18 protein-coding genes, 1 pseudogene and 1 riboswitch are annotated in these 19,052 nt (G+C 74.6%); of the genes and pseudogenes, 17 read left to right on the forward strand and 2 right to left on the reverse strand.

The window, feature by feature from the left end; all coding sequences use genetic code 11:
- The 6 genes and pseudogenes from KBX37_RS28120 to KBX37_RS28145 all read left to right on the forward strand — a co-directional run.
- Positions 1 to 980: pseudogene (locus KBX37_RS28120) on the forward strand (primosome assembly protein PriA); the annotation flags it as partial.
- 204 nt (positions 981 to 1,184) lie between these two features.
- Positions 1,185 to 2,168, forward strand: coding sequence for an AAA family ATPase (locus KBX37_RS28125; RefSeq protein ID WP_210778919.1), 984 nt, complete (start codon positions 1,185 to 1,187; stop codon positions 2,166 to 2,168).
- Between the two features lie 142 nt (positions 2,169 to 2,310).
- Positions 2,311 to 3,582, forward strand: coding sequence for a cytochrome P450 (locus KBX37_RS28130; RefSeq protein ID WP_210778920.1), 1,272 nt, complete (start codon positions 2,311 to 2,313; stop codon positions 3,580 to 3,582).
- 43 nt (positions 3,583 to 3,625) lie between these two features.
- Positions 3,626 to 4,186, forward strand: a complete 561-nt coding sequence (gene def / locus KBX37_RS28135) for a peptide deformylase (protein ID WP_088962716.1) — start codon at positions 3,626 to 3,628, stop codon at positions 4,184 to 4,186.
- 5 nt (positions 4,187 to 4,191) lie between these two features.
- The gene (gene fmt, locus KBX37_RS28140; RefSeq protein WP_210778921.1) at positions 4,192 to 5,118 is read left to right on the forward strand and encodes a methionyl-tRNA formyltransferase; all 927 of its coding nucleotides are present in this window, start codon (positions 4,192 to 4,194) and stop codon (positions 5,116 to 5,118) included.
- On the forward strand, positions 5,115 to 6,725 hold the full coding sequence (locus tag KBX37_RS28145; protein ID WP_307849240.1) for a transcription antitermination factor NusB: 1,611 nt from the start codon (positions 5,115 to 5,117) through the stop codon (positions 6,723 to 6,725). The genes fmt and KBX37_RS28145 overlap by 4 nt, the downstream gene beginning before the upstream one ends.
- A 64-nt stretch (positions 6,726 to 6,789) precedes the next feature.
- On the opposite strand, the gene KBX37_RS28150 is transcribed toward KBX37_RS28145, so the two are convergent.
- A complete protein-coding gene (locus KBX37_RS28150; protein ID WP_210778922.1) occupies positions 6,790 to 7,680 on the reverse strand; it encodes a septum formation family protein in 891 nt (296 codons plus the stop codon).
- A 79-nt stretch (positions 7,681 to 7,759) separates the two neighbouring features.
- Entirely contained in the window at positions 7,760 to 8,647 is an 888-nt protein-coding gene (locus KBX37_RS28155) for a septum formation family protein (RefSeq protein ID WP_210778923.1), read from the reverse strand.
- 258 nt (positions 8,648 to 8,905) lie between these two features.
- On the opposite strand from KBX37_RS28155, the gene rpe reads away from it, so the two are divergent.
- From rpe to KBX37_RS28210, 11 genes are all read left to right on the forward strand, one after another.
- Positions 8,906 to 9,586 carry a ribulose-phosphate 3-epimerase gene (gene rpe / locus KBX37_RS28160; RefSeq protein ID WP_210778924.1) on the forward strand — a complete coding sequence of 227 codons (681 nt, stop codon included), beginning with the start codon at positions 8,906 to 8,908 and terminating at the stop codon, positions 9,584 to 9,586.
- A gap of 1 nt (position 9,587) precedes the next feature.
- Positions 9,588 to 10,547, forward strand: coding sequence for a response regulator (locus KBX37_RS28165; protein ID WP_210778925.1), 960 nt, complete (start codon positions 9,588 to 9,590; stop codon positions 10,545 to 10,547).
- A 62-nt stretch (positions 10,548 to 10,609) separates the two neighbouring features.
- A riboswitch (FMN riboswitch) is annotated at positions 10,610 to 10,784 on the forward strand.
- A gap of 149 nt (positions 10,785 to 10,933) precedes the next feature.
- Positions 10,934 to 11,998 carry a bifunctional diaminohydroxyphosphoribosylaminopyrimidine deaminase/5-amino-6-(5-phosphoribosylamino)uracil reductase RibD gene (gene ribD, locus KBX37_RS28170; RefSeq protein WP_210778926.1) on the forward strand — a complete coding sequence of 355 codons (1,065 nt, stop codon included), beginning with the start codon at positions 10,934 to 10,936 and terminating at the stop codon, positions 11,996 to 11,998.
- Between the two features lie 154 nt (positions 11,999 to 12,152).
- Entirely contained in the window at positions 12,153 to 13,547 is a 1,395-nt protein-coding gene (tnpB, locus tag KBX37_RS28175; protein ID WP_307849241.1) for an IS607 family element RNA-guided endonuclease TnpB, read from the forward strand.
- 1 nt (position 13,548) lies between these two features.
- On the forward strand, positions 13,549 to 14,187 hold the full coding sequence (locus KBX37_RS28180) for a riboflavin synthase (protein WP_210778927.1): 639 nt from the start codon (positions 13,549 to 13,551) through the stop codon (positions 14,185 to 14,187).
- Entirely contained in the window at positions 14,187 to 14,879 is a 693-nt protein-coding gene (gene pnuC / locus KBX37_RS28185; RefSeq protein ID WP_210778928.1) for a nicotinamide riboside transporter PnuC, read from the forward strand. Before KBX37_RS28180 ends, pnuC begins: the two co-directional genes overlap by 1 nt.
- Before the next feature lie 85 nt (positions 14,880 to 14,964).
- Positions 14,965 to 16,230, forward strand: a complete 1,266-nt coding sequence (locus KBX37_RS28190) for a bifunctional 3,4-dihydroxy-2-butanone-4-phosphate synthase/GTP cyclohydrolase II (RefSeq protein ID WP_210778929.1) — start codon at positions 14,965 to 14,967, stop codon at positions 16,228 to 16,230.
- A 2-nt stretch (positions 16,231 to 16,232) separates the two neighbouring features.
- The gene (gene ribH / locus KBX37_RS28195; protein WP_210778930.1) at positions 16,233 to 16,733 is read left to right on the forward strand and encodes a 6,7-dimethyl-8-ribityllumazine synthase; all 501 of its coding nucleotides are present in this window, start codon (positions 16,233 to 16,235) and stop codon (positions 16,731 to 16,733) included.
- A 192-nt stretch (positions 16,734 to 16,925) separates the two neighbouring features.
- Positions 16,926 to 17,189, forward strand: coding sequence for a phosphoribosyl-ATP diphosphatase (locus KBX37_RS28200; RefSeq protein WP_013732805.1), 264 nt, complete (start codon positions 16,926 to 16,928; stop codon positions 17,187 to 17,189).
- 45 nt (positions 17,190 to 17,234) lie between these two features.
- Positions 17,235 to 18,080, forward strand: a complete 846-nt coding sequence (gene hisG / locus KBX37_RS28205) for an ATP phosphoribosyltransferase (protein WP_210778931.1) — start codon at positions 17,235 to 17,237, stop codon at positions 18,078 to 18,080.
- A partial coding sequence (locus tag KBX37_RS28210; protein ID WP_210778932.1) for a DMT family transporter occupies positions 18,077 to 19,052 on the forward strand: 976 nt, incomplete at its 3' end. The genes hisG and KBX37_RS28210, both read left to right, overlap by 4 nt.

The following is a 19,052-nucleotide window of genomic DNA, read 5'->3' on the forward strand; positions in this document are numbered from 1 at the left end:
CGCGTACCCCGAGCATCGCGCCGACCGGCGACGACCCGCAGCTGGCCCGCGACCCCGGCGCGGCGACGGCCCGGCTGCCCAGCCTGGCCTGGACCACCGCCCGGGACACCCTGCGCGCGGACGCCCCGGTGCTGGTGCAGGTGCCGCGCCGGGGTTACCTGCCCTCGATCTCCTGCGCGGACTGCCGCACCCCGGCCCGCTGCCCGCACTGCGCCGGCCCGCTGGCGCTGCCCTCCGCCGAGGGCATCCCCGCGTGCCGTTGGTGCGGCCGGGTCGCCGCCGCGTACGCCTGCCCGGAGTGCGGCGGTCGGCGGCTGCGCGCGGCGGTCACCGGCGCCCGGCGCACCGCCGAGGAGCTGGGCCGCGCCTTCCCCGGCGTGCCGGTACGCACCTCGGGCCGGGAGGAGGTGCTGGCCAGCGTGCCCGGCGGTGCCGGCCTGGTGATCGCCACCCCGGGCGCGGAGCCGCTGGCCGAGGGGGGCTACGGCGCGGTGCTGCTGCTGGACTCCTGGGCCCTGCTCACCCGGGCCGACCTGCGCGCCGGCGAGGAGACGCTGCGCCGCTGGCTGAGCGCGGCCGCGCTGGCCCGGCCGGCGTCGGCGGGCGGGCGCGTGGTGGTGGTCGCCGACGGCGCGCTGGCGCCGGTGCAGGCCCTGCTGCGCTGGGACCCGGCCTGGTTCGCCGCCCGGGAGCTGGCCGAGCGGCGGGAGCTGGGCTTCCCGCCGGCGACGAAGATGGCCAGCGTGACCGGCCCGGCGGTCGCGGTGGCCGACCTGCTGGCGGAGGCCCGGCTGCCCGACGGGGCGGAGGTGCTCGGCCCGGTCCCGGCCGACGGCGACCGGGAGCGGATGCTGGTGCGGGTGCCCCGGGCCCGGGCCGCCGCTCTCGCCGAGGCGCTGCACACCGCCGCCGGGGTGCGCAGCGCCCGCAAGGCCGCCGACCCGGTGCGCCTCCAGGTCGACCCGCTCAGCCTCTTCTGACCGGCCGTGATCCGCGGCACCGGCCGGGCGCCACCCGGCCCGGAGCGGGTACCGTCGCACTCCTCGTCCGGCAAACCGGTGGCGGCGAAGTGATAACATCGCCCGTCATGCCCGGGCGCACGGATGGCGCGACGATGGCGGAGCGCGTCGATCCGACGCCATATCGATGATGTCAATCAGCCGGTGATCAGGGGTGGACCAGTCGTGACCGTTCGTCAATCGATCGTCTTCAACGGGGACCTCGGCAGCGGCAAGAGCACCGTCTCCGTCGAGATCGCCAAGCGGCTGGGGCTGCGCCGGGTCAGCGTCGGCGACCTCTACCGGCAGATGGCGCAGGAGCGGCAGATGACCGCCCTCCAGCTCAACCTGCACGCCGAGCTGGACCAGGCCGTCGACGGCTACGTCGACCAGCTCCAGCGGGACATCGCCGCCTCCGGCGAGTCGCTGGTCATGGACTCCCGGCTGGCCTGGCACTTCTTCACCGACGCGCTCAAGGTGCACATGATCACCGAGCCGGGCGAGGCGGCCCGCCGGGTGCTGCTGCGTCCCTCCGGCCCGGCCGAGAGCTACACCTCGCTGGAGGAGGCCAAGGCCAAGCTCCGCGAGCGCAGCGAGAGCGAGCGGAACCGGTTCATCCTCCGCTACGGCGTGGACAAGGCCCGGCTGCGCAACTACGACATGGTCTGCGACACCACCCGCGCCTCGGCGCCCGAGGTGATCGAGCATATCGTCGACGCGTACGAGGGCCGGCTCGGCGCCGAGGTGCTGCGCGACGCCCCGCCGCTGCTGCTGCTCGACCCGGCCCGGGTCTACCCGACCGAGGAAATCACCACCCTGCGCGGGCTCTGGGACTCGGAGTTCGTCGGCGACGTGGCCGGGGCCGGCGACGAGGCCCTGGAGCCGCTGCGGATCGGCTACACCGGCGAGTACTTCTTCGTGGTCGACGGGCACCGCCGGCTCAGCGCCGCCCTGCAGAACGGCTTCAACCTGGTCCCCGCCCAGCTGGTCGCCGAGGTGGACGAGCCGGTCGTCGGCGGGATGAGCGCGGTGGACTTCTTCGCCGCCCAGGTCCGGCCGAGCACCGTCTACGACTGGGAGGCCGCGCACGGCATCCAGCTCCCGCTGCCCGAGCACGCCCTGCTCGGCGGCGCCGCGGTGCTGGCGGGGGAGCCCGGCGCCGGCGCCTGAGCCTCGCCCCGATCGCCGGCGGGCCGGCCCCGCCGTCCGCCGTCGCGACCGCGCGCCGTGGCGGCGGTCGGTCGCGGGGTCGCCGGGCGACGACCGGACGCGCATGATGGAGCCTCCGACGCATCGACGCGGGAGGCCGGTCATGGACGCAGCCGAGGCACTCGCCCTGCTCATGTCGCCGCAGGGGCGCATCGACCCGTACCCCACGTACGAGCGGCTGCGCCGGTACGGGCCGGTGGTCCAGGCCGGGCCGGTGTTCTACGTGGTCACCGGCTACGCCGAGGCCGACGAGATCCTGCGCGACTCCCGGTTCGGGGTGATGGACGACGCGCTGCGCGACCAGTTCCTCCCCGGCTGGCGGGACAGCCCGGCCGTCGCGTCGATCTCCCGGTCGATGCTGCGCACCAACCCGCCCGACCACAGCCGGATGCGGCGACTCGCGGCCGGCGCCTTCACCCCGCGCCGGATCGCCGCCATGCGCGACGTGGTCGAGGCGCAGGCGGACGAGCTGGTCGACGCGATGCTGGAGCGGGCCCGCGACGGTGAGGCCGTCGACTTCCTGGCCGAGTTCGCGTACCCGTTGCCGGTGGGGGTGATCTGCGCGCTGCTCGGCGTGCCGGCGGCCGACCGGCCGCTGTTCCGGCGCTGGGCCGCCGACCTGACCGGGGTGCTGGAGCCGGAGATCACCACCGAGGAGCTGGCGGTCGCCGACCGGGGCGCCACCGAGCTGCGCGACTACTTTGCCGCGCTGGTCCGGGCCCGCCGCGCCGCGCCCGCCGACGACCTGACCACCGCCCTGGTCCAGGTGCACGACGCCGACGGCGACCGGCTCTCCGGCGAGGAGCTGCTGGCCAACCTGGTGGTGCTGCTGGTCGCCGGCTTCGAGACCACCACCAACCTGCTCGGCAACGGCCTCGTGGTGCTGCTGGACCACCCGCGCGCGGCCGACGCGCTGCGCGAGCATCCGGACTTCGCCCCCGGGTACGTCGACGAGCTGCTGCGCTACGACTCGCCGGTGCAGCTCACCACCCGGATCAACGAGGCGCCGGTGCGCTGCGGCGGGGTCGAGCTGCCGGCGGGCAGCTGGGCGTTGCTGCTGCTCGGCGGGGCGAACCGGGATCCCCGGCGCTACCCGGAGCCGCAGCGGTTCGACCCGTGGCGTCCGCAGGTCCACCCGCTGTCGTTCGGGGCCGGGCCGCACTACTGCCTCGGCGCCGGGCTGGCCCGGCTGGAGGCGCAGGTCGCCTTCCCGCTGCTGCTGCGCCGGCTGCCCGGACTCGCCCTGGCCGGCCGGCCCCGGCACCGGACCCGGCTCACCCTGCGCGGCTACGAGACCCTGCCGGTGATCATCGACACGGAGTCGGCGGCGGCGCATCACGGTACGCCGGCCGGGGCGGCCCCCGGCACTCCGTAGACTGGTACGGCACCCGTCCGTACAGCCGAAGGAGCCACACCGCGTGACCGTCCAGCCCATCCGTCTGTTCGGGGACCCGGTGCTGCGCACGCCGGCCGATCCGGTCGTCGACTTCGACACCGAGCTGCGTAGGCTCATCGCCGACCTCACCGACACGATGCGGGAGCAGAGCGGCGCCGGCCTGGCCGCGCCCCAGCTCGGTGTGGGCCTGCGGGTGTTCACCTTCGACGTGGACGACGTGCTCGGGCACCTGGTCAACCCGGTGCTGGAGTTCCCCGACGAGGAGGAGCAGGACGGCCCGGAGGGCTGCCTGTCCATCCCCGGGCTCTACTTCGACACCAAGCGCCGGCAGAACGTCATCGCCAAGGGCTTCAACGGCTACGGCGACCCGATGCAGATCGTCGGCACCGGGCTGATGGCCCGCTGCGTGCAGCACGAGACCGACCACCTCGACGGGGTGCTCTTCGTCGACCGGCTGGACCCGGCCGGGCGCAAGGAGGCCATGAAGGCCATCCGCCAGGCCGAGTGGTACGACCCGGCCGCCCCGCCCACGGTCAAGCTCAACCCGCACGCCGCCGGCAGCCCATTCGGTCTGGGGCGGTGAGGCGGATGCGTCTGATCTTCGCCGGCACGCCGGCCGTCGCCGTTCCCGCCCTGGATGCCGTCGCCGCCTCCGGGCACGAGCTGCTGGCCGTGGTCACCCGCCCCGACGCCCCGGCCGGGCGCGGTCGCGGCCTGGTCCGCTCGCCGGTCGGCGCCTGGGCCGACGAGCGCGGGATCGAGGTGCTGACCCCGGCGAAGCCCCGTGAGCCGGAGTTCCTCGACCGGCTGCGCGAGCTGGCGCCGGACTGCGTGCCCGTGGTCGCGTACGGCGCGCTGGTGCCGCCGGTGGCCCTGGAGATCCCCCGGCACGGCTGGATCAACCTGCACTTCTCGCTGCTGCCCGCCTGGCGTGGCGCGGCCCCGGTGCAGCAGGCCGTGCTGCACGGCGACGAGCTGACCGGCGCGAGCGTCTTCCAGCTCGAACAGGGCCTGGACACCGGCCCGGTCTACGGCACGCTCACCGACGAGATCCGGCCGACCGACACCTCCGGCGACCTGCTGGAGCGCCTCGCGCAGTCCGGCGCGGGCCTGCTGGTGGCCGTCCTCGACGCGATCGACGCCGGGACGGCCCGGGCCGAGCCGCAGCCGGCCGACGGGGTGTCCCTGGCTCCGAAACTGACCGTGGAGGACGCCCGGGTGCGCTGGACCGATCCCGCCTTCGCCGTCGACCGGCGGATCCGGGCCTGCACGCCGGCCCCCGGGCCGTGGACGACCTTCCGCGGCGACCGGGTCAAGCTCGGCCCGGTGACCCCGGTCGGCAACGGCCCCGAGTTGAAGCCGGGAGAGCTGCTGGTGGAGAAGTCCCGGGTGCTGGCCGGCACCGCGACCGTGCCGGTGCAGCTCGGTGAGGTGCGCGCGGCGGGCAAGAAGGCCATGCCGGCGACCGACTGGGCGCGCGGCGTCCGGGTCGGCGCCGGCGAGGTGCTCGCGTGAGCACCCCCTCGGACCGTCCCGACAGCTCCCGTTCCGACAATCCCCGCGGCGACCGGTCCGCCGGTCGCGCCGACGGCCCCCGCGGTGACCGGTTCGACCGGTCCGCGCCTCGCCGCTCGGACGCGCCGCGCGGCGACCGCCCGACCGGCGGTTACCGCGGCGACCGCCCGACCGGCGGCGGTTACCGCGGCGACCGCCCCGGTGGTGGCCGTCCCGGGTTCGACCGGCGCGGCGGCCGTCCCGCCCGCCCGGCCGTCGACCTGCCCCGGTACGCCGCCTACCAGGCCGTCGCGGCGGTGCACCGGGACGACGCGTACGCCAACCTGGTGCTCCCGTCGATCCTGCGCGAGGAGGGGCTGGTCGGCCGGGACGCCGCCTTCGCCACCGAGCTGACCTACGGCACGCTGCGGCACACCGGCACCCTGGACGCGATCATCGCCGACGCCGCCGGGCGGGAGGTCGAGCGGATCGACCCGCCGGCCCGCGACGCCCTGCGGCTCGGGGCGTACCAGCTGCTGCACACCCGGGTGCCGGCGCACGCGGCGGTCTCCTCGACCGTCGACCTGGTCCGCTCGGTCGTGCCGGGCGCCGCCGGCTTCGCCAACGCGGTGCTGCGGGAGATCGCCGGCCGGGACGCCGACGCCTGGGTGGCCAAGCTCGCCCCGCCGATGGAGACCGACCCGGTCGGTCACCTGGCGCTGGCGTACAGCCATCCGCAGTGGATCGTGCGGGCCTTCGCCGAGGCGCTCGGCGGGGACCTCGGGGAGACCGCCCGCCTGCTGATCGAGGACAACGAGCGACCTCCGGTGCACCTGTGCGCCCGGCCCGGCCTGGCCGACCCGGTGGAGCTGGCCGACGAGGTGGGCGGCGCGCCCGGCGCCTTCTCGCCGTACGCGGTGTACCTCTCCGGCGGCGCGCCGGGTGACCTGCCGGCGCTGGCGCAGGGGCGCGCGCACGTGCAGGACGAGGGTTCGCAGCTGGTGGCGAACGCGCTGGCCGTCGCGCCGCTGGACGGCCCGGACGGGCACTGGCTCGACCTGTGCGCCGGCCCCGGCGGCAAGTCCGGCCTGCTCGGCGCGCTCGCCGCGCAGCGGGGCGCCCGGCTGACCGCCGTGGAGGTCTCCGAGCACCGCGCCCGGCTGGTCGAGCAGGCCACCCGGGGCCTGCCGGTGAGCGTGCTGCACACCGACGGCCGCACGGTCGGCGCGGACCCGGAGCTGCCCGAGGGGCATTTCGACCGGGTGCTGGTGGACGCCCCGTGCACCGGCCTGGGCTCGCTGCGCCGCCGGCCGGAGTCGCGCTGGCGGCGTCAGCCGTCGGACCTGCCGCCGCTGACCCGGTTGCAGCGCGAACTGCTCACCGCGGCCCTGCGCGCGGCCCGTCCCGGCGGCCTGGTCGCGTACGTCACCTGCTCCCCGCACGTGGTGGAGACGCACGTGACGGTGACCGAGGCGGCCCGGCGCGCCGAGGTGCCGGCGGACTTCGTCGACGCCCGTACGCTGCTGCCGGCCGGCATGCCCGGGCTGGGCGACGGCCCGACGGTGCAGCTCTGGCCGCACCGGCACGGCACGGACGCGATGTTCCTGGCGGTGCTGCGCCGCGGCTGAGCGGCGGGCAAGCGCAGCGGTACGGGGGCGGGGTGGAGCATGGCAGGGCCGCCCCGCCGCCGGCTCAGCGGACGGGTAGGCCCCGGGTGCCGACGCCCTTGAGCGAGCGGGTCAGGGTGCGGTCGCTGACCCACACGAAGCACTGCACCCCGCGGTTGCCGTCGCGCCACTCCCGCTCCAGCGGGTGGTAGAAGATCGAGCCGGCGCGGAACCGCAGGTTGCCGTCGTTCGGCACCCCGGTGTACTTCGCCAGCACGCCGAGGCATCCCTTGTGGATTCGTCCGTCGCCCTTGGTGACCTGGGCGTAGCTGAGGCCGGTGGCCGGCCAGACGCCGACGAACTCGGCGTGGTGCCGGGCGGTGCAGGAGACCGGCTTCATCGCCTCGACGTCGCCGCCGTCGACCTTCGGTTCGAAGCAGCGCAGCCGCAGGTCGGTGTCGCGGGTCAGGGCGCCCTTCAGGCTGCCGGTGCGGGGGGTGGCCCGCGCTTCGTCGACGCTCTCGACCTCGGTCAGGTCGCAGCGGAACCAGCGGGCCCCACCCGTCCAGGCCGCCGGTGCGGGGAAGACGACGGCGAGGCCGAGCCGGCCGGAGCGCCAGTCGGCGCCCACCGCCCGCCGGACCTCCCGGTCACACTCGGCGCGGGCGGCGAGCATCGCGCCGGTGCCGCCGGCCGGGGGAGTGGCGCGCCGGGCGTCGGCGCCGGTGACGGTGCCCACGTGCATCGTCTCGGCCCGGTGTGACCGGTCGCAGTCGACCGGGTGGTAGCCGCTGAGGTAGCCGACGTCCTGCACCCCGGCGTGGCAGACCCCGGCGGCGGGGACGAAGCCCTGCGGCGCGGCGAGAGCCGGCCAGTCGTCGGCGAGGTCCGCGTCCACCCCGGCGGGGGCGCCGCACCCGGCCAGCGCCAGCAACGCCGCGCCGCCCACGGCGAGCGCCGTCCACCACCGCCGCATCGCACCCGACCTTTCGCCGACCGTGACCGTGGCGCCCGCCGAGCGGGTGTCACGGTGCGGCAGCCTACGGCACCGGGCCTCAGATGGCGGGTAGTCCCTTCGGGCCGGCGCCGCGCATCGAGCGGGTCAGCTTCCGGTCGTCGCTCCAGAGAAAGCAGCGGATGCCGCGGTCGCCCTCCTCCCACTCCCGCTGCGACGGCGGGTAGAAGATCGACCCGGCCCGGTACGGCAGGTCGGAGTTGTTCGGCACGGCGGCGAAGTTGGCGATCAGTGCCATGCAGCGCCGGTGCACCTCCTGGTTGGCCCGGCCGAACTCCGCCCAGGTCAGGTCCCGTTCGAGGTAGACCCCGACGAACTCGGCCCGGTGCGGCTCGGAGCAGAGCACCGGCGCCATGTAGTTGAGGTTGTCGCCGATCAGCTTGGGGTCGAAGCAGCGGTGGGTGAGCGGGTTGTCGCCGATCATCGCGCCGCGCAGGCTGCCGGTGCGGTTGACCGGGCGGGTGTTGTCGATGCTGTCGGTCTCGCTCAGGTCGCAGCGGAACCAGCGGGCGCCGCCGTTCCACGCCGGCACGGAGGGCAGCGCGATGTTCATGGTGAGCCGGGCCGAGTGCCAGTCGCCCCCGAGCACCTCGCGGGCCCGCTGGTCGCACTCGGCGCGGGCGGGGCGCAGCGCCGGGGAGCCCGGCTCGGGGCGCGGCCCGGCCGCCGCGTCGCCGGTGAAGGTCCCGACGTGGATCGCCTCGGCCAGGTGGCTGCGGGCGCAGTCCACCGTGTCGTACGTGCCCGCCTGGACCACCGCCGTGATCCGGGGCAGGCAGGCGTCCGTGGCGGGCACGAACATCCGCGGTGCGGGCAGGTCCGGCCAGTCGTCGGCCAGGTCGCCGTCGGGCCGGTGCTGCGGGACGCAGCCGCTCATCGCCATCGTCGCCGCACCGGCCAGCGCCAGCGCCACGAGCCACCGTCGCATCGTCCGCCCTTTCCGGGAAATGACGGCCGGTCGTTGCGGCCCGCGCGGAGTTGCGGTTCCGCGGGACGCGCAGCACGGCTGACCGTCTCTGATGGAGTGTTGCCGCCTTTCCGTCGGGCGGCCAGTCGCGGCCGGCCGTCCGTCCGGTTTTGCGTTCCGTGGAGCCCAATCTTGCACCAGCGGTCACTCCTGGGTCACAGGGCGTTCCCGTGGGGCCGCGATGCCCGCGGCGGGTGGCCGCATTCGTACACTGACCCCGTGACCGTACCGCCGCCGATCGTCGCGCCCAGCATCCTCGCCGCCGATTTCGCCCGCCTCGCCGACGAGGTCCGTGCCGTGGAGAACGCCGCGGACTGGCTGCACGTCGACGTGATGGACAACCACTTCGTGCCCAACCTGACCATCGGCCTGCCCGTGGTGCAGAGCCTGCGCGCGGTGACCCGGATCCCGTTCGACGTGCACCTCATGATCGAGGACCCACGTCGGTGGGCCCCCGGCTACGCCGACGCCGGCGCGTACAACGTCACCTTCCACGCCGAGGCCTGCGACGACCCGGTCGCGCTGGCCAAGGACCTCCGCTCGGCCGGCGCCAAGGCCGGGCTGGCCATCGACCGGGACACCCCGATCGAGCCGTACCTGGAGCTGCTGCCCAGTTTCGACACCCTGCTGATCATGACGATCAAGGCCGGCTTCGGCGGGCAGCGGTTCATCCCGCAGCTGCTGGACAAGGTCCGCGCGGCCCGCCGGCACGTCGACACCGGCCACCTGGAGCTGCGCATCGAGGTCGACGGCGGGATCGCCGCCGACACCATCGAGCAGGCCGCGGCGGCCGGCGCGGACGCCTTCGTCGCCGGCACCGCCGTCTACGGGGCGGCCGACCCGGCCGAGGCGGTGCGCCGCCTGCGGGGGCTCGCGGAGCGCGCGGCTCCCGGAGCCTGACGTGGACCCGGCCGGCGACCGACCCGACGTCATCCTGGTCGTCGACGACGACGAGGACATCGCCCGCTTCGTCGAGTTCAACCTGCGGCTGCACGGCTTCGAGGTGCTCCACGCCGGCGACGGCCAGGAGGCGCTCGAGATGATCGAGCGGCACCGGCCCGACCTGGCCGTGGTGGACCTGATGATGCCCCGGATCGACGGGTTGGAGCTGACCCGCCGGCTGCGCGCCGACCCGATGACCTCCGCCCTGCCGGTGATCATGTTGACCGCCAAGGGGATGACCGTGGACAAGGTGCACGGCCTCAGCGCCGGCGCCGACGACTACCTGGTCAAGCCCTTCGACACCGCCGAGCTGGTGGCCCGGGTCAGCTCCACGCTGCGCCGCAACAAGGAGTTCCGGGAGGTGTCCCCGCTCACCGGGCTGCCGGGCAACAGCCGGATCCGCCGGGAGATCAGCGACCGGGTCCGCAGCGGCGTCGACTACGCCGTCGGCTACATCGACATCGACCGGTTCAAGAGCGTCAACGACCGGTACGGCTTCGTCCGCGGCGACGAGTTCATCTCCGCGCTGGCCCGCAGCCTGCACCGGGCGGTGGTCTCGATCGGGCTGCCGCCGGCCTTCCTGGGCCACGTCGGCGGCGACGACTTCGTCGTCGTCTGCACCCCGGAACAGGTCCGGCCGTTGACCTTCCGCGCGGTGGAGGACTTCGAGAAGGCCGCCGACAAGCTCTACGACCCGGCCGACGCCGAGCGCGGCTACGTCGAGCTGAAGGACCGCCGGGGCAACGTGCGCAAGGCGCACCTGGTCACCCTCTCCATCGGGGTCTCCCTCTCCGACGCCCGGAAGCGCTTCACCGACCCGGTCTCCGCGATCGCGGTCGCCTCGGAGATGAAAACCGTCGCCAAGAGCCAGCCCGGTTCGTACGTGGCGGTGGACCGGCGGCGCGCCGATGGGGTGTGAGGTAGCCCGCGTGCAGTGGCGTACCGGCCGGTGGAACGTGTAAGACTTCCCATGTACCCACCACGCGCTGGCGGGGCTCGGTGAAATTCCGAACCGGCGGTGATCCACGGTCCGACCGTGGTAAGCCCGCGACCCGGACGGCTCAGGCCGCCCGGTGGACCTGGTGAGAATCCGGGGCCGACGGTTGGGAGCGGGGAACGTTCCGCACCCAGAAAGTCCGGATGGGAGACAGCGCGCGGGACGGGGCGGGCCTGCGTGGGTCGCTGCATCCAGCCATCGCGTGGGCTCCCCGGGGGCGGCCGTGCCGTTCCCGGAGCCGCCGCCGCCTGCCCGCGGCTCCTCCCGTACCGCCCGCGCGCGGCCCGGCGAGTGAGAGGGCAGAAGGCATGGCCGGCGTCTCCGTCGACGACGCGATGCGTCGCGCCGTCACGCTGGCGGCCCGTGGCCTCGGCACCACCAGCCCCAACCCGGTCGTCGGCTGCGTCCTGCTCGATCCGGACGGCACGGTCGTCGGGGAGGGATTCCACGCGTACGCGGGCGGACCGCACGCCGAGATCGTCGCGCTCGCCCAGGCCGGCGAGCGCGCCCGCGGCGGCACCGCGGTGGTCACCCTCGAACCCTGCGACCACACCGGCCGCACCGGCCCCTGCAGCCTCGCGCTGGTCCAGGCCGGCGTGGCCCGGGTGGTGATCGCCGTGCCCGACCCCAACCCGGTCGCCACCGGCGGCGCCGCCACCCTGCGCGCCGCCGGCATCCAGGTCGAGCTCGGGGTACGCGCGCAGGAGGCCGAGACCGGCAACATCGCCTGGCTGACCGCGATGCGCCGCGGCTGGCCGTACGTCATCTGGAAGTTCGCCGCGACGCTCGACGGCCGGTCGGCGGCGGCCGACGGCACCAGCATGTGGATCACCTCCGAGGCGGCCCGCATCGACGTGCACGCGCTGCGCGGCACGGTCGACGCGGTGCTCGCCGGGGTGGGCACCGTGCTCGCCGACGACCCCCGGCTCACCGCCCGCAACCTGCGCGACGGCACCCTGGCCATCCGGCAGCCGCTGCGGGTGGTGGTGGACAGTTCCGGGCGTACCCCCGCCGGGGCCCGGGTCCACGACGGCGCCGCCCGGACGTGGGTCGCCACCGCGGCGGAGGTCGGGGCCGGCCCGGACGGCCGGGTCGACCTGCCGGCGCTGCTGGCGGAGCTGCACCACCGCGGCGTGCGGGCCGCGCTGCTGGAGGGCGGCCCCCGGCTGGCCGGCGCGTTCCTCGCCGCCGGCCTGGTCGACAAGGTCGTCGGGTACGTCGCACCGAAGCTGCTCGGCGCGGGCCGGACCGCGCTGGTCGACGCCGGCGTGACGACCATCGCCGATGCCATCGACCTGGAGATCACCGACGTTACGCAGATCGGTCCCGACCTGCGGATCACCGCGCTGCCCAGGAATAGGGGTATTGGCTGATGTCATGCCGAGCGATCGTGGTGGCGCACCGTGGCCGGTTCGCCCGCCTCGACGGTGGATTCGCCGAGGTGGCGCTGGGGGCGACGGGCCAGCGCCGGGCGGCAGCATGTCGGGCCAGGCGAGCTGTTCAGGCGGTAACGGGGGAGGGCTCGGCGTGAAGACGATCCAGGCGTACCGGTTCGCTCTCGATCTCACCCCGGCGCAGGAACGGGCCGTACTCGCGCACGCTGGAGCGGCCCGAGTCGCGCACAACTGGGCACTTGCCCGCGTCAAGGCGGTGGTGGCTCAGCGGGCCGCCGAGCGCAGCTACGGCGTACCCGACGATCAGCTCACCCCGGCTCTGTCGTGGTCGCTGTCCGCGCTGCGTAAGGCGTGGAACGCCGCGAAGAGCGAAGTCGCGCTCTGGTGGCGCGAGTGCTCGAAGGAGGCGTTCAACACCGGCCTGGACGTCCTGGCCCGCGGGTTGAAGAACTGGGCTGACGCACGCACGGGTGAGCGGATCGGGCGGGCGGTCGGGTTCCCGCGCTTCAAGTCGCGGCGCGGAACGACGCCGAGTGTGCGGTTCACCACCGGTGCGATCCGGGTTGAGCCGGACCGCAGGCATGTCGTCCTGCCGCGGCTTGGCCGCCTGAAACTGCACGAGTCCGCTCGGAAGCTGGCGCGCCGGGTCGAGGCCGGCACGGCGCGAATCTTGTCCGCGACCGTACGGCGTGATGGCGGCCGCTGGCATGTGTCGTTCTGCGTGGAGGTTGAGCGGGCCCAGCGCATCTCGTCGCGACCGGGCTCGGTGGTGGGCGTGGACGTCGGGATCAAGCACCTCGCGGTGCTTTCCACTGGGGAACTCGTGCCGAATCCACGTCACCTGTCCGAGGCGCAGCGCCGGCTTCGCGTGCTCGGCCGGCGGCTGTCCCGCCGATGTGGCCCGGACCGGCGCACCGGGCAACGCCCATCGAAACGATGGCAGCGCGCCCGAGCCCAGTTGGTCAGGGCGCACGGCCGGGTGGCGAACCTGCGCCGTGACGGCTTGCACAAGCTGACCACGCGGCTGACCCGCGAGCACCCCACTGTCGTCGTCGAGGACCTCAACGTGGCCGGGATGTTGCGTAACCGGCGGCTGGCCCGGCACATCGCTGACGCCGGTTTCGCCGAACTGCGCCGACAACTGGGGTACAAGACGCAGTGGAGCGGCGGTCGGCTCCTTGTTGCCGACCGCTGGTACCCATCCTCGAAGACGTGTTCGGACTGCGGCGCGGTGAAAGCCAAGCTGGCCCTGTCCGAGCGCATCTACACCTGCACCACATGTTCCCTGGTCCTCGACCGGGATGTGAATGCCGCACGGAACCTCGCCGCACTTGCAGCGAAGACAACTGCCGGGAGTGGCCCGGTAGCTGGACGTGGAGCCGACCATAGGACCCCGCTCGCGGGGCTGGTGGCCGTGAAGCGTCAACCCGGCACCGCCTCGGCGGGTCAGACCGGGACCGTCCCACCGCAAGGCGGGACTACCAGACATGCGCCCACCGCAGCGCACCCGAAGGTAACGGAGGCTTGACATGTTCACCGGCATCGTCGAGGAGTTGGGCGAGGTCGTCCGCGTCACGGACACCGGGGGTGACTCCGCGCTGGTCGCCGTCCGCGGCCCGCTGGTCACCTCCGACGCCCGGCACGGCGACTCCATCGCGGTCAACGGCGTCTGTCTCACGGTCGTCGACGTCTCCGACGGCGTCTTCACCGCCGACGTGATGGGGGAGACGCTGCGCCGCTCCGCGCTCGGCGCGCTGCGGGTGGGCGACCCGGTCAACCTGGAGCGGGCCGCCGCGCTGAACAGCCGGCTCGGCGGGCACATCGTGCAGGGCCACGTCGACGGGGTGGGCGAGATCGTCGCCCGGGAGCCTGCCGCGCAGTGGGAGACGGTCCGCTTCCGGCTCCCCGCCGACCTCGCCCGGTACGTGGTGGAGAAGGGCTCGATCACCATCGACGGCGTCTCGCTGACCGTGGCCGCGGTCGGCGACGACTGGTTCGCCGTCGGGCTGATCCCCACCACGCTGAAGCTGACCACGCTCGGCGGCAAGGGCGTCGGCGACCCGGTCAACCTGGAGGTCGACGTGCTGGCCAAGTACGTCGAGCGCCTGCTCGGCGACCGTCTCGCCGGCGGCGGCCTGCCCGGCGCGCCCGCGGGGGGTGGGCGCTGATGGGCCCGCTCAACTGGCTGCTCGAGGCCCAGCTCGAGATCGCCGGCTCGCCGGTGCTGGTCCGCGAGATCGTCGGCAACGTCTTCGGGCTGGCCTCCGCGCTGCTCGGGCTGCGCCGGCTGGTCTGGGCCTGGCCGGTCGGCATGATCGGCAACGCGCTGCTGTTCACCGTCTTCCTCGGCGGTGTCTTCGCCACCCCGCAGGCGCACGACCTCTACGGCCAGGCCGGCCGGCAGGTCTTCTTCTTCTCGGTGAGCGTCTACGGCTGGTGGCGCTGGTCGCGCAACCGCCGGCAGGGCGACGACCGGCCGGCGGTCAGCCCGCGCTGGGCCACCGGCCGGGAGCGGCTCGGCCTGCTGCTGGCCGCCGCCGTCGGCACCGCCGCCGCATACCCGGTGCTCGCCGCGCTCGGTTCCTGGGGCCCGCTGCCGGACGCCTGGATCCTGACCGGCAGCCTGCTCGCCACGTACGGCATGGCCCGCGGCTGGGTCGAGTTCTGGCTGATCTGGATCGCCGTCGACGCCGTCGGCGTGCCGCTGCTGCTGCGCGGCGGCTTCTACCCGTCGGCGGCCATGTACCTGTTCTACGGCGCGTTCTGCGTCTGGGGTCTCGCCGCCTGGTGGCGGACCTCGCGGGCCGCCCGGTCGGCCGCCCCGCCGATCCCGTCCACCTACTCGGAGGCTGTCGCATGAGTGAGCGCAGCGAGCGAATCATCAGGTACAGCCCGGCTGCCGGCGCGGCCGGGGCGCGGACCGTTCGACGAAGTGGGGTGCCGGCATGAGCGCGTTCGCCAGCATCGAGCAGGCGGTGGCGGACATCGCCGCCGGCCGGCCGGTCGTCGTGGTCGACGACGAGTCCCGGGAGAACGAGGGCGACCTGATCTTCGCCGCCGAACTGGCCACGCCGGAGCTGGTCGCGTTCATGGTCCGCTGGACGTCCGGCTACATCTGCGTGTCGCTGACCGAGTCGGAGTGCGACCGGCTGGACCTGCCGCCGATGCACCACACCAACCAGGACCGGCGCGGCACCGCCTACACGGTGACCGTGGACGCCCGGGAGGGGATCGGCACCGGCATCTCGGCCGCCGACCGGTCGCACACCATCCGGCTGCTGGCCGACCCGGGCACCGACCCGACCGACCTGTCCCGCCCCGGGCACGTGGTGCCGCTGCGCGCCCGCGAGGGCGGGGTGCTGCGCCGCCCCGGGCACACCGAGGCGGCCGTCGACCTGACCCGGCTGGCCGGGCTGCGTCCCGCCGGCGTGCTCTGCGAGCTGGTCAACGACGACGGCACCATGATGCGGGTGCCCGACCTGGAGAAGTTCTGCGCCGAGCACGCCCTGACCCTGGTGACCATCGCCGACCTGGTGGCGTACCGGCGGCGGCACGAGAAGCAGGTGGAGCAGGTCGCCGACGCCCGGATGCCCACCCCGTACGGGGTGTTCCGGGCGCTGGGCTACCGCGCCGAGCACGACCCGGCCGAGCACGTCGCCCTGGTCTACGGGGAGATCGGCGACGGGCAGGACGTGCTGGTGCGGGTGCACTCGGAGTGCCTGACCGGGGACGTCTTCGGCTCGCTGCGCTGCGACTGCGGCCCGCAGCTGCAGGCGTCCCTGGCCCGGGTCGCCCGCGAGGGGCGGGGCGTGGTGCTCTACGTGCGCGGGCACGAGGGGCGCGGCATCGGGCTGCTGCACAAGCTCCAGGCGTACCAGCTCCAGGACCTGGGCCGGGACACCGTGGACGCCAACCTCGACCTGGGGCTGCCCGCCGACGCCCGCGACTACGGCACCGGCGCGCAGATCCTCTACGACCTGGGTGTGCGCTCGATGCGGCTGCTGACCAACAACCCGGCCAAGCGGGCCGGGCTGGAGGGGTACGGCCTGACCATCACCGGCCGCGAGGGGCTGCCGATCCGGCCGCACCCGGAGAACGTGCGGTACCTGCGGACCAAGCGGGACCGGATGGGGCACCTGCTGGACGAACTGGACGAGGTGACCGAGGCCCCGATGGGCCGCCCGGTCCCCGGCGACGAGATCGGAGCATAGACATGGCGGGATTCGGCGAGCCCGGGGTGACCACGGTGGACGCCGCCGGGCTGACCGTGGGCGTGGTGGCCGCGCGCTGGCACGCCGACCTGACCGACCACATGCTCGACCGGGCGGTGGCGGCGGCCGAGGCGTGCGGCGCCCGGTCGGTGGTCGCCCGGGTGGCCGGCTCGGTGGAGCTGTCGGTGGTGGCCCAGGCCCTGGCCCGGCGTTGCGACGTGGTGGTCGCCCTCGGCGTGGTGGTCCGGGGCGCCACCGCACACTTCGACTACGTCTGCCGGTCGGTGACCGACGGCCTGACCCGCGTCGCCCTCGACGAGGGGAAGCCGGTGGCGCACGGGGTGCTCACCGTGGAGACGATCGAGCAGGCCCGCGACCGGGCCGGGCTGCCCGGCTCGGCGGAGGACAAGGGGTGGGCGGCCACCGTGGCGGCCCTCGACGCCGCGCTGGCCATCCGGGACGTGGCCGCGGCCAACGGCCACCGGGTCGGCTTCGGCCGCTGACCCCGCCCGGGCCTCGGCCTGGTCCGCGCGTCGCCCGCTCCCGGGCGTGATCGACTCCGTTCCGCCGAGGTGGCGGTGTCCGAAGCATCCGGACACCGCCACCTCGGCGTTTCGGAGTGGATCTGCCCGGAACTTGACGCGGCCGGACCCGGTGCGCGAGGTGTCGCCCGGTGACTGGAAGAATCGGATCCCGTGAAGACGTTCGAGGAGTTGTTCGCCGAGCTGCAGGCCAAGGCCGCGGCCGGCACCCCGGGCTCGGGCACGGTCGCCGCCCTGGAGAAGGGCGTGCACTTCATCGGCAAGAAGGTCGTCGAGGAGGCGGCCGAGTCGTGGATGGCCGCCGAGCACGAGGGGCCGGAGCGGACCGCCGAGGAGATCTCCCAACTGCTCTACCAGGTCCAGGTGCTGATGCTCGCCAGCGGTCTCGAGCTCAAGGACGTCTACCGACATCTCTGAGTGCGCCCCGTCGTTGATCACATTCGATCGAAGGAGCACTCCGTCATGCTGCGTGTCGCCGTACCGAACAAGGGCGCCCTGGCCGAGAAGGCCGCCGAGATGCTGCGCGAGGCGGGCTACCGCCAGCGCACCGACCCCAAGGACCTCGTCAGTCGGGACGAGGCCAACGACATCGAGTTTTTCTACCTGCGTCCCAAGGACATCGCCACCTACGTCGGCTCCGGTGACCTCGACGTCGGGATCACCGGCCGCGACCTGCTGATCGACTCCGGCGCGCCGGCCGAGGAGGTGATGGACCTGGCCTTCGCCCGGGCCACCTTCCGCTTCGCCGCCCGCCCGGAGGACGTCCACTCCGTGCAGGAGCTGGGCGGGCACCGGATCGCCACCGCGTACCCGGGGCTGGTCGATCGGTACCTCGGCGAGCTGGGGGTCAAGGCCGACGTGATCCGGCTGGACGGGGCGGTGGAGAACGCCATCCGGCTCGGCGTCGCCGACGTGGTCGCCGACGTGGTGGAGACCGGGGCGACCCTGCGCCAGGCCGGCCTGGTGGTCTTCGGCGACCCGTTGCTGCGCTCCTCGGCGGTGCTGGTCCGCCGCACCGGCGCCCCGACCCACCCGCAGGCCGAGCAGTTGCTGCGCCGCCTGCACGGGGTGCTGGTCGCCCGCCGCTACGTCATGCTCGCCTACGACGTGCCGGCCGGCCTGCTGGACCGGGCCAGCTCGCTGACCCCGGGCATCGAGTCGCCGACCGTGTCTCCGCTGCACCGGGAGGGCTGGGTCGCGGTGCAGGCGATGGTGCTCCGCGACGACGTGCACCGGATCATGGACGAGCTGTACGAGCTGGGCGCCCGCGCCATCCTGGTCACCAACATCCACGCCTGTCGGCTGTGAGGTCACTGCCGCCGACGGCCGCGCTGGCCCTGGTGGTGCTCGGCGGGGTGGCGTCGGCCGCGCAGGGGGCGGCGAATGCCGAGCTGGGCGATCGGGTGGGCAGTCCGGTGCTCGGGGCGGTGGTCAACAACGCCGGCGGCACGCTGCTGATCGTGGTCGGGTTGCTGGTGCTGCCGTCGATGCGGACCGGGCTCGTCACGCTGCGCCGGTCCCGGCTGCCCTGGTGGTGCTACCTGGGTGGGCTCGGCGGGGCGGCGATCATCGTGATCGGCACGTACGTCGTGCCGGTGCTCGGGGTGGCCGTCTTCACCATCGCCCAGGTCGCCGGGGGCAGTCTCGGCGGCCTGGCGGTGGACCGGGCCGGGCTCGCCCCGGTGGGTCGGCTCGCGCTCACCCCGTCCCGGGTGGCCGGCGCCCTGCTCGGCACGGCGGCCGTGGGGCTCGCCCAGCTGGGTCAGCCCCTGGGCGAGCTGGCCGTCGGCCTGGTCCGGCACGCCGTGGTGGGCGGGCGGGCGGTCGCCGGGCAGGCCGCGCTTAACGGCCGGGTGGCCGCGGCGGGCACCGCCGCGGCCAGCACCGCGGTCAACTTCGCCGTCAGCACGCCGGCCGTGCTGGCCGTCGCGGCACTCGCCGGCGCGTTCACCGTGGCCCGGCCCGACTGGCCACCCGCCTGGTACCTGTACACCGGCGGACTGCTCGGGGTCGGCATCGTGGCCAGCCTGCTGGTCGGCGTGCGGGCGCTGGGCGTGCTGCGGACCGGTCTGGCGTTGGTCGCCGGCCAGCTCGGCGGGGGACTGCTGCTGGATCTGCTGCTGCCCGGTGGGCCGGGGCTGCGCTGGCCCGTCCTGGCCGGCGCGGTGCTCACGCTGGTCGCCTCGGTGGTCGCCGGCCAGCAGCGGCGTCCGGCCGCCCGGACGGCCTCGGCGTCCGCCGTCGGCTGGGCGGTGCCGGCGGGGCGGTCGACCCCGGAGG

It is taken from the genome of Micromonospora sp. U56 (assembly GCF_018070095.1).
In the GTDB taxonomy this organism is placed as follows: domain Bacteria; phylum Actinomycetota; class Actinomycetes; order Mycobacteriales; family Micromonosporaceae; genus Micromonospora; species Micromonospora purpureochromogenes.